At 69.9% G+C, this 6501-nt stretch carries 8 protein-coding genes and 1 pseudogene; 4 read left to right on the top strand and 5 right to left on the bottom strand.

What is annotated here, in order from left to right; genetic code table 11:
• Positions 1–177 (bottom strand): LysR family transcriptional regulator (locus tag G3N93_RS31430; RefSeq protein WP_206134703.1); only part of this gene is annotated, 177 nt, incomplete at its 3' end.
• Positions 178–300: 123 nt separating this feature from the next.
• Between G3N93_RS31430 and G3N93_RS31425 the strand changes: the two genes are divergently transcribed.
• The 4 genes from G3N93_RS31425 to G3N93_RS31410 all read left to right on the top strand — a co-directional run bounded on the left by G3N93_RS31425 (position 301) and on the right by G3N93_RS31410 (position 4846).
• On the top strand, positions 301–1596 hold the full coding sequence (locus tag G3N93_RS31425) for an MFS transporter (RefSeq protein ID WP_174935283.1): 1296 nt from the start codon (positions 301–303) through the stop codon (positions 1594–1596).
• A 68-nt stretch (positions 1597–1664) separates the two neighbouring features.
• Positions 1665–2555, top strand: a complete 891-nt coding sequence (locus tag G3N93_RS31420; protein WP_206134702.1) for an amidohydrolase — start codon at positions 1665–1667, stop codon at positions 2553–2555.
• Positions 2556–2563: 8 nt separating this feature from the next.
• The gene (locus G3N93_RS31415; protein ID WP_206124977.1) at positions 2564–3451 is read left to right on the top strand and encodes an oxaloacetate decarboxylase; all 888 of its coding nucleotides are present in this window, start codon (positions 2564–2566) and stop codon (positions 3449–3451) included.
• Positions 3452–3517: 66 nt separating this feature from the next.
• Positions 3518–4846, top strand: a complete 1329-nt coding sequence (locus G3N93_RS31410; RefSeq protein ID WP_206134701.1) for an MFS transporter — start codon at positions 3518–3520, stop codon at positions 4844–4846.
• Between the two features lie 15 nt (positions 4847–4861).
• Here G3N93_RS31410 and G3N93_RS31405 read toward each other — a convergent pair whose 3' ends face one another.
• From G3N93_RS31405 to G3N93_RS31390, 4 genes and pseudogenes are all read right to left on the bottom strand, one after another.
• Positions 4862–5077: a hypothetical protein gene (locus G3N93_RS31405; RefSeq protein ID WP_206134704.1), complete on the bottom strand. Its 216-nt coding sequence runs from the start codon at positions 5075–5077 to the stop codon at positions 4862–4864.
• Between the two features lie 2 nt (positions 5078–5079).
• On the bottom strand, positions 5080–5451 hold the full coding sequence (locus G3N93_RS31400) for a DUF4156 domain-containing protein (protein ID WP_174937844.1): 372 nt from the start codon (positions 5449–5451) through the stop codon (positions 5080–5082).
• 198 nt (positions 5452–5649) lie between these two features.
• Positions 5650–6297 carry a response regulator transcription factor gene (locus G3N93_RS31395; RefSeq protein WP_174985121.1) on the bottom strand — a complete coding sequence of 216 codons (648 nt, stop codon included), beginning with the start codon at positions 6295–6297 and terminating at the stop codon, positions 5650–5652.
• A pseudogene (locus G3N93_RS31390) lies at positions 6294–6501 on the bottom strand (histidine kinase); the annotation flags it as partial. The pseudogene G3N93_RS31390 and the gene G3N93_RS31395, both read right to left, overlap by 4 nt.

The raw sequence follows: 6501 nt of genomic DNA, 5'->3' as shown, positions 1-6501 counted from the left end.
CGCCGTCAGCGTGGCTCCGCGCCGCGAGCGGTCGAACAGCCTGACCCCCAGCTCCTTCTCCATCCGGTTCAGCGCCTGGCTGAGCGCCGGCTGCGCAATGCCAAGTTCGCTGGCCGCACGCGTGAAGCTGCCCGTATCGACGATCGCGAGGAAGTAGCGAACGTGCCTGATTTCCATAAGCTCACGTTATGAATAATTATTCAAAACATAGTAGCGAATTATCCCCACGCTTCATAGGATGCTCATCGAGCCACGACATCCGGCGCCCGGCGACGGAACGACCCCACGAGGAGACCTGCATTGAACTGGACCCGCGAGCTATCGACGACCGAACGGCGCACCTTGCGCGGCTGCTTTGCCGGCTGGGCACTCGACGGGCTCGACACGCAGATGTTCAGTCTCGTGATCCCCGCGCTGCTCACGACCTGGGGCATCGGCAAGGGGCAGGCCGGCCTGATCGGCGGCGCGACGCTCGTGGCGGGCGCGCTCGGCGGGTTGCTGGCCGGCGTGATCGCCGACCGCTACGGCCGCGTGCGGGCGCTGCAGATCACCGTGTGCTGGTTCTCGCTGTTCACGTTCCTGAGCGCGTTCGCGCAGAACTTCGAGCAGTTGCTGGTGCTGAAGGCGCTGCAGGGGCTCGGGTTCGGCGGCGAGTGGACCGCCGGTGCGGTGTTGCTCGCCGAAACGGTCGGCGCGCGCCATCGCGGCAAGGCGATGGGCATCGTGCAAAGTGCCTGGGGTTTCGGCTGGGGCGCGGCCGTGCTGCTGTACATGCTGATATTCGCGTGGCTGCCCGCCGAATGGGCGTGGCGCGTGCTGTTCGCGATCGGCGCGCTGCCCGCGCTGCTGGTGCTGTATATCCGCCGCGCGATTCCGGAGCCGCCGCGCGCGACGCCGGTCGACGCGTCGGCGCAGGCAACGGCGAGCGCCGACGAAGGGCCGACGATCGGCATCTTCGACCGCTCGGTGGTGCGTGCGACGGTGGTCGGCGGGCTGATCGGCGTCGGGGCGCACGGCGGCTATCACGCGATCACGATCTGGCTGCCGACCTACCTGAAGACCGAGCGGCACCTGTCGGTGCTGGGCACCGGCGCGTATCTCGCGGTCGTGATCGTCGCGTTCATCTGCGGCTGCTTCCTTAGCGCGTACCTGCAGGACAAGATTGGCCGCCGCCGCAACGTGATGCTGTTCGCCGCGTGCTGCGCGGTGATGGTGAACCTGTACGTGTTCCTGCCGCTGAACGACGTCGCGATGCTGCTGCTCGGTTTCCCGCTCGGCCTGTTCTCGGCCGGCATCCCGGCGACGCTCGGCACGCTGTTCAACGAGCTTTACCCGCGCAACGTGCGCGGCCGCGGCGTCGGCTTTTGCTACAACTTCGGCCGCATCGTGTCGGCCGGTTTCCCGGTGCTGGTCGGGCGGATGGGCGAGTCGCTGCCGCTCGGCACGGCACTCGGCATCGACGCGGGCATCGCGTACGGGCTGGTCGTGATCGCGGTGTGGTTCCTGCCGGAAACGGGCCACCGCCGGCTGTCCGGCGCGGCGCCCGGCGGCAACGCGGATACCGAAAGCCAGCCGCGCGCCGAGGCGTCGCTGTAGCGTTCGGCCGCTTCACGCCATCGAATCGCCCGGCAGCGCATCGGCCGGGCGCCTCTTGCAGACTCGTCATGGATCGTCTCGTGAATCACCTCGTCGAACAGGTTCCGGCCGCGCCGTCAGTGGACGCGTGGTACGCAGGGGACCCGGCCGTGGCCGCCATCGATGCGCATGCGCACGTGTTCGCGCGCGGCCTGCCGCTCGCGCCCGTGGTCCGGCATGCGCCCGACTACGACGCATCGCTCGACGCATACGTCGCGCATCTCGCCGCGCATGGCATCACGCACGCGGTGCTGGTGCAGCCCAGCTTCCTCGGCACCGACAACACGTACTTCGTCGACGTGCTGCGCCGTTACCCGCTCCGCTTCCGCGGTGTCGCGATGGTCGATCCGTCGATTTCGGACCGCGATCTCGACGCGCTCGATCGGGCAGGGGTGGTCGGGATGCGGCTGAACCTCGTCGGGCTGCCGATTCCGGATTTCGGTGCGCCCGACTGGCGCGCGCTGTTCGCCCGCATCAACGCGCTCGGCTGGCATGTCGAGATCCATCGCTGCATCGAGGATCTGCATGCGATCACCGCGCCGCTGCTCGCGCAGTCGTGCACGCTGGTGATCGACCATTTCGGCCGCCCGTCGCCCGCGCTCGGCGAGCGCGCGCCCAGCTTCCGTCGCCTGCTGTTGCTCGCGGATACCGGCCGCGTCTGGGTCAAGCTGTCGGCCGCGTATCGCAACGCCGTGGCCGGCGACGGCGCGATCGACGCGTTCGGCGCCGCGCGGGCGCTGCGCACCGCGTTCACAGCCGAGCGGCTGGTGTGGGGCAGCGACTGGCCGCACACGCAGCATCGCGAGCGCGTCGATTTCGATGCGACGGTGGCGGCGCTCGCGCGCTGGCTGCCCGACCCCGGCGCGCGCCTGCGCGTGCTGCGCGACACGCCGCGCACCCTGTTTCGTTTCGACCAATGAGGCCCTGCATGTCCGATCACACCGCACTTCGTCGCGCCGGGTTCCGGCGCAGCATCGCCGCCCGCCAGGGGCTGCTCGTCGCCGGCACGTTCAATGCGCTCAGCGCCAGGGTCGCGGCCGATCTCGGCTTCGGCGCGCTGTACCTGAGCGGCGCCGGCGTCACCAACATGTCGCTCGGGCTGCCCGATCTCGGCTTCGTCGGGCTCGGCGAACTCGCCGAGCACACCGCACGCGTGCGCGACGCGGTCGACCTGCCGCTGATGGTCGATGCCGATACGGGCTTCGGCAATGCGCTGAACGTGCTGCACGCCGTGCGTACGCTCGAGCGCAGCGGCGCCGACGCGATCCAGCTCGAGGATCAGGTGCTGCCGAAGAAGTGCGGCCATTTCGCGGGCAAGGAAGTGATTCCGGCCGGCGAGATGGTCGGCAAGCTGAAGGCGGCCGTCGACGCCCGCGTGGACCCGAACCTGCTGATCGTCGCGCGCACCGATGCGGCCGCCGTCCACGGCATCGACGACGCGATCGAGCGCGCGCATCGTTATGCGGAAGCGGGCGCCGACGTGCTGTTCATCGAGGCGATGGACACGCCGGAGGATGTCGAGCGTTTGCCGGCGCTGTTCGATACGCCGCAGCTCATCAACATCGTGATCGGAGGCAAGACGCCGACGCGTTCGCGCGACGACCTGGCCCGTCTCGGCTACGGCGTGGTGCTGTATGCGAACGCGGCGCTGCAGGGCGCGGTGCACGGGATGCAGGCCGCGCTGACGGTGCTGCGCGATACCGGCCGGCTCGATGAAGACCCCGCACTCGTCGCGCCGTTCGCCGAACGGCAGCGGCTCGTCGACAAGGCCCGCTTCGACGCGCTCGACGCCCGCTACGGGGCCGACCGCGCGTAATCGCGCCCGCGCACGGGCGGCAAGGACGACCGCCCGGCACACCTTCGCCAGGACAGGAGACAACCCATGGCAACCTCTTCTACCGGAGCGGCCGGCGCGCCGCCGCGCATCGGTTCGATCGTCGGCGGCCTGGCCGGCAACCTGATCGAGTGGTACGACTTTCTCGCGTACAGCATCTTCTCGATCTACTTCGCACCGGCGTTCTTTCCGGCCGACCGGCCAACCGTGCAGCTGATGAACACCGCCGCGATCGCGGCCGTCGGGTACATCGCGCGGCCGGCGGGGAGCTGGCTCGTCGGCCTGTACGCGGACCGGCGCGGACGCAAGGCCGCGCTGACGAAGTCGGTGCTCGCGATGTGCGCGGGATCGATGCTGATCGCCGTCACGCCCGGCTACGCGACGATCGGCGTGCTCGCGCCGGCGTTGCTGGTCACCGCGCGACTGCTGCAGGGGCTCAGCATGGGCGGCGAATACGGCACCAGCGCGACCTACCTGAGCGAGATCGCGCCGCCGGACCGGCGCGGTTTCTACGTCGGCTTCCTGCAGGTGAGCGTGGTCGCCGGCCAGCTCGTCGCGCTCGGCCTGATGCTCGTGATGCAGCGGATCTTCGCCGGCACGCACGACCTCGAACGCTGGGGCTGGCGGATTCCGTTCTTCGTCGGCGGCGTGCTCGCGCTGTTCGCGCTTTACATGCGCCGCAATGTGGTGGAGAGCGACGCGTTCATCGCCAGCCGGGCGCGCGCGGCGAAAACGCGCATGACGGCAGACCTCGCGGCCCACTGGCGCGAACTGCTGCTCGCGATCGGCATCACGGTCGGCGGCACCGTCGCGTTCTACACGTACACGGTCTACATGCAGAAGTACCTCGTCAACTCGGTCGGGCTCCACAAGGAAACAGCGACCTGGATCTGCACCGCGGCGCTGCTGCTGTACATGCCGCTGCAGCCGCTGTTCGGCCTCGTGTCGGACCGCGTCGGCCGCCGGCCGGTGCTGCTGTGGTTCGGGATCGGCGGCACGCTGCTGTCCGTGCCGATCTTCACGACGCTCGGGCACGTGCACGAGCCGCTTGCGGCGTTCGCGCTGGTATTCGCGGGGCTGGTCGTGCTGAGCGGCTTCACGTCGGTGCACATGCTGGTCAAGGCCGAGTTGTTCCCGCCGCAGATCCGCGCGCTGGCGGTCGGGCTGCCTTATGCGCTGACGACGGCGATCCTCGGCGGCACGACCGAATTCGTCGCGCTGCGGCTGAAGGCGAGCGGCAACGAGACGATGTTCTTCTGGTACGTCGCCGCGTGCGCGGCGATCTCGCTGCTCGTGTACTGGCGAATGCCGGAGACGCATCCGGCAAGGCGCGAACGCGCGTCGCGGACGGCAGTCGCCGCGCCGGCCTCGCGCTGATCCCGCACCGGTGGGTTACCGCGTCTGCTGCGCCGTGAGTGGCGCGGCGGGCGTCACGGTGCCGGCAGCGATCGCTTCCGGCGCATCGTCCGGCCAGGACGCGGCGCTCTGCATCCCGGGCGGCGGCGCCGGCAAGCCGCCGGGCATGACCGCTTCGTTGCCGTCTCGGCCGCAGCCGGGCAGCCAGCCGGACACGCCGAGGCTCCAGATCAGGGTCGCAAAGAGGCGCATCGTCACGCTCCGGCGCCCGGGCAGCGATAGACGCTGCCGGTCAGCGTGACGCCGGTCTGCCGCAGATAGCCGCCTTCGCTGCCGTCGAAACTCCCGCTCTGCACGCCGCGCTGCGTGAGCAGCACCACGACGTTGCCGCCGAGTGCGGCCGCGCGGTTCTTCAGGTCGTTGCGCGCGCCGGTCTCGAGCGTCGAGTCCGGAATGAAGCCGCCGATCAGGAAGTTGCCTTGGCTGCCCGTCACGTCACCGAGGTGACGGCAGGTGCCGCCGGGGTCGCGCATGACGATGCGCACGTCGCGGCTGGCGGCGGAAGGCTCGAGCGGCGCGCACGCCGACAGCGCGGCAGGAAGGAACAGCAGCCAGACAGGTCTCATGTTTCCGCCGAAACGAATGCGCGTGATCGCGCGACAGCGCCACTTTAGGGACGCTGCCGCATCGGCACATCGGGCGAAGGTCGTGTGTTCGGGCCGGAAAGGATGCGACCAAAGTCGCAGACGGGGCGTATCGCCCAGGCGGGTTGCGCGATGCGGGAATGCGGGTTGGGGAGCTGGACGCGTTGCCGCCAGCGAACGTCAGGGCTTCGGCGCCATCAGTCCTTCCCGCCACGCGAGCGCGACGGCCTGCGTGCGGTCGGACAGATGCAGCTTCGACATCACGTTGCCGAGATGCGTCTTGACGGTCTTCTCCGTGATGCCGAGCGTCGCGGCGATGCGTGCATTGCTGCCGCCCTCGGCCAGGCAGCGCAGCACCTCCAGTTCGCGCGCGGTCAGCGCGGCGAACGGGCTGCGCGGCGGCTTGCGCACCGCGCCGATCATGCGCTGCGCGATGCCGGGGTGCAGCGTCGGTTCGCCGTGGACGGCCGCATGGATCGCCTGCAGCAGACGCTCGCCGCGCATCGATTTCAGCAGGAACGAATCGGCGCCGGCGTCGATCGCGGCGAGGGCGAGCGCATCGTCGTCCGACGAAGTCAGCACCATGATGTGCGTCTCGGCGCTGGCTGCCCGGATCGCGCGAATGACGGCGGGCACGCCCGCGTGCCCCATGCCGGGCATCATCAGGTCGAGCAGCAGCACGTCGGGACGATGCGCGCGCACGTGCTCGACCGTCGATGCGCCGTCGTCGGTCTCCGCGACGATCTCGAACGACGCATCGAGCCGCAACAGCCCGCGGATGCCTTCGCGCACGACTGCGTGGTCATCCGCGATCAGGATGGTGGTCATGCCGTCTCCATCGGATTGAAGTGGACGGTCACGCGCGTGCCGTCCGCGCCCGACGCGATGTCGAGCATGCCGCCGGGCAGCGCATCCGCGCGCCAGCGCAGGTTGCCGAGCCCCATGCCGATGGGTACGGCAGCCGGGTCGAAGCCGCTGCCGTCGGCGCGCCCGACCCAGCGCCCGCGCGCCGCCGGGGTCCCGGGGGCGCCC

The sequence above is a fragment of the Burkholderia sp. Se-20378 genome, assembly GCF_017104665.1.
GTDB lineage: Bacteria > Pseudomonadota > Gammaproteobacteria > Burkholderiales > Burkholderiaceae > Burkholderia > Burkholderia lata.
Note: the sequence above shows the minus strand (reverse complement) of the source record. Positions and strands in the feature narration are given on the sequence as shown.

Excerpts from the sequence above, each read along its gene's own strand:
- G3N93_RS31420 (WP_206134702.1), top strand. The coding sequence starts at position 1,665 with ATGGATCGTCTCGTGAATCACCTCGTCGAACAGGTTCCGGCCGCGCCG.
- G3N93_RS31415 (WP_206124977.1), top strand. The coding sequence starts at position 2,564 with ATGTCCGATCACACCGCACTTCGTCGCGCCGGGTTCCGGCGCAGCATC.
- G3N93_RS31410 (WP_206134701.1), top strand. The coding sequence starts at position 3,518 with ATGGCAACCTCTTCTACCGGAGCGGCCGGCGCGCCGCCGCGCATCGGT.
- G3N93_RS31405 (WP_206134704.1), bottom strand. The coding sequence starts at position 5,077 with ATGCGCCTCTTTGCGACCCTGATCTGGAGCCTCGGCGTGTCCGGCTGG.
- G3N93_RS31400 (WP_174937844.1), bottom strand. The coding sequence starts at position 5,451 with ATGAGACCTGTCTGGCTGCTGTTCCTTCCTGCCGCGCTGTCGGCGTGC.
- G3N93_RS31395 (WP_174985121.1), bottom strand. The coding sequence starts at position 6,297 with ATGACCACCATCCTGATCGCGGATGACCACGCAGTCGTGCGCGAAGGC.